Origin of the sequence: Aquiflexum sp., assembly GCF_041749095.1 — a bacterium.
Classification (GTDB): Bacteria; Bacteroidota; Bacteroidia; order Cytophagales; family Cyclobacteriaceae; genus Aquiflexum.
The window spans coordinates 1-2,648 of record NZ_JBGTCA010000395.1 but is presented as its reverse complement, the minus strand read 5'-3'; the positions used below and the strand labels follow the sequence as shown (position 1 = coordinate 2,648).

Below are 2,648 nucleotides of genomic sequence, written 5' to 3'. Positions count from 1 at the left end.
GAAATAGAGTAGAAATATTATAGAAATATGGTTGAAATAGAGTGGAAATAAATTGAAATAAGGTTGAAATAAAGTAGAAATAAATTGAAATAATTTGGGATAGATACCCATATTTCCATTTTATATCGCCGAAGGCATATTTCAACCAGGTTATATTTTAACTACTTCACAATCCCATAATTATAGGCTTGCCTTATTAAAAACCTTCGAGATCCAAAAAAAACCTCAAAGGTTGGGTCTGTGTTCCAGTCCACGCTTGATGATATTTTCTACTTTTATTCTTTCTTCTCCTACCAAAGTCAGCCTTGGAGCTCGGATCCATTCGGAGCCGATTCCGGCCATCTGTTCAGCAAGTTTGATGTATTGTACCAACTTTGGGTGGATATCCAATTCCAATAAAGGTAAGAACCATCGGTAGATTTTTAAAGCATCTTCGTACTTTCCTGCCTTTACTAAATTATATACGGCTACAGTCTCTTTTGGAAAAGCACAGACCAATCCTGCTACCCAACCATCAGCACTCATTAACAGTTCCTCCATGGCCAAGGAATCTACACCACAAAGTAATTTGTATCGGTCTCCAAACTGATTTCTCATCCTGGTCACATTTGATATGTCCCGGGTAGATTCTTTGATGGCTTGGATATTTTCACACTCCGCCAATTCCCCAAACATAGAAATAGTCACCAAAGTCTTGTAATCTATCGGATTGTTATAGATTATGATCGGCAAATCCGTGCTATTTGCAACGTCTTTGAAGTACTGCACCACTTCCCTGTGATCTGCTGCGTATCTCATAGGAGGCAATATCATTAGTGCTGAGGCTCCCATTTCTTTTGCTTTATGTGCCCAAAAAATAGCATCCCTTGTTGCACCTTCGGCGATGTTAAGGATAACGGGAATCCTTCCATTGATGTATTTTACAGTGTCGGTAGTGAGTTTGATTTTTTCATCCTGACTCAGCACACTTGATTCCCCCAAGGTTCCCCCGAGAATGATGCCATGCACACCGGCTTCCAATTGTGCATCAAGGTTTTTGAAAAACATGTCCATGTCCAAACTCCCATCTTGATGGAACTTGGTGGTCACAGCCGGAAATACGCCTTTCCAATTCATATTCTTTTTGGTTTTTTTCAAAGGTAAGCCTGAAACAACAAGGTTACTTACACTTGGTTAGTTAATGGTGATACTATGTTGATTAAATATTAGAAAATTTTATAAATTCATATTAATATCATACTGTAAATGGCAAAAGTAATACCCTTTAAAATATCAAAGTCCCAAATGGAGTTTGTCCGCTATCAAGTGGATGCAGGACACCATTTTTATGACAAATTGCACCAACATCCTGAATGGCAGCTGACCTGGATCAGGGAAGGTAAAGGTCAATTAATGGTTGGGGATTATCTGGGAAGGTTTGAACCTGGGGATGTTTATCTGTTTTCGGCCAATATGCCCCATGTGTTCAGGTCAGATCCGGAATATTTCTCCGCACAGGAAAATAAACAATCATTGGGTATAACGCTGTTTTTTGATTTTGACACATTGGGCAAGCATATCTGGGAAGTGGAGGAATTTTTTCCATTGCTGCATTGGCTTTATCAAATCAAAGGATGCTATCGTGTGAAGGGATCGACCAATGCTGTGGTCCAGAAAGAATTGATTCAGTTTGGAAAGAAAGAAGGACTGGATAAACTGATGGGTGCTTTACAAATTCTCCGTCAATTACAGCAATCCAAGGACATGACATTGCTCAATAAGCTTATTCCTCAAAAAACCTATACCGAAACAGAAGGAAAAAGAATGGGGCAGGTGATGTCTTTTATTCTGGCAGAAAGTCATAGAACTGTACAATTGCAGGAAGTGGCTGACCTTGCCAATATGAGCAAAGAAGCCTTCTGCAGGTTTTTCAAGGAAAGGACTGGAAAAACTTTGACTGAGTTTCTCGGCCAGGTCCGTATCCATCATGCCTGTCAACTCCTACAGGAAACTGATCTCTCTATTTCGCAGGTTGCATATCAGAGCGGATTTCAAAACCTTTCATATTTCAATAGGGCATTTAAAAAATACAGGGGGGAGACACCTAAGGAGTTTAGGAAGAAGTTTTGAGGTCTGTTCATACCAAAGTGCGATTCAACCTTTGTCTTTGATTTCGTCCAAAAAATGCAATAATCCAATGACTTCAACTTTAGACTCATAAGCATATCTATCTTTTCCAGGAATAATGATATATAGCTTTTCGACTCCAAGGTCTTCCATTGCCAGATAGCTTCCTTTGGTAAGTTTTGGAGAGAGACTTAACTTAATCTCAGCTGCAGCAAGCCATCGGGTATCTCTCCTGATCAAGAGGTCAATTTCTGCACCATCCTGTGTTCTGTAGAAATATATTTCATCATCTGTATTCAGAATCGATTTAACCTGATGGATTACAAAACCCTCCCAAGAACTTCCCACCGTAATATTACCATAAAGTGACTCCCTGTCTTTGATGCCCAAAAGATAATGTAGCATTCCATTATCCCGGAGAAAAATTTTTGAGGATTTCACCAGCCTTTTTTTAATATTGATGTGCCAAGGTGGGAGCTCGGTAACCAAAAATGCATTTACAAAATAGCTTAAATATGTTTTCACAGAAGGCATACTTAAGC

3 protein-coding genes are annotated in these 2,648 nt (G+C 39.2%); 1 reads left to right on the top strand and 2 read right to left on the bottom strand.

Annotation, left to right across the window (positions count from 1 at the left end; genetic code table 11):
• Positions 1–225: 225 nt before the first annotated feature.
• The gene (locus ACEW8O_RS17920) at positions 226–1,116 is read right to left on the bottom strand and encodes a dihydrodipicolinate synthase family protein (RefSeq protein ID WP_373496001.1); all 891 of its coding nucleotides are present in this window, start codon (positions 1,114–1,116) and stop codon (positions 226–228) included.
• Positions 1,117–1,245: 129 nt separating this feature from the next.
• On the opposite strand from ACEW8O_RS17920, the gene ACEW8O_RS17915 reads away from it, so the two are divergent.
• The gene (locus ACEW8O_RS17915) at positions 1,246–2,109 is read left to right on the top strand and encodes a helix-turn-helix domain-containing protein (protein ID WP_373496000.1); all 864 of its coding nucleotides are present in this window, start codon (positions 1,246–1,248) and stop codon (positions 2,107–2,109) included.
• Between the two features lie 24 nt (positions 2,110–2,133).
• On the opposite strand, the gene ACEW8O_RS17910 is transcribed toward ACEW8O_RS17915, so the two are convergent.
• Positions 2,134–2,648: DUF4143 domain-containing protein (locus tag ACEW8O_RS17910; RefSeq protein WP_373495999.1), on the bottom strand; the 515-nt coding region annotated here is incomplete at its 5' end.

Excerpts from the sequence above, each read along its gene's own strand:
- ACEW8O_RS17920 (WP_373496001.1), bottom strand. The coding sequence starts at position 1,116 with ATGAATTGGAAAGGCGTATTTCCGGCTGTGACCACCAAGTTCCATCAA.
- ACEW8O_RS17915 (WP_373496000.1), top strand. The coding sequence starts at position 1,246 with ATGGCAAAAGTAATACCCTTTAAAATATCAAAGTCCCAAATGGAGTTT.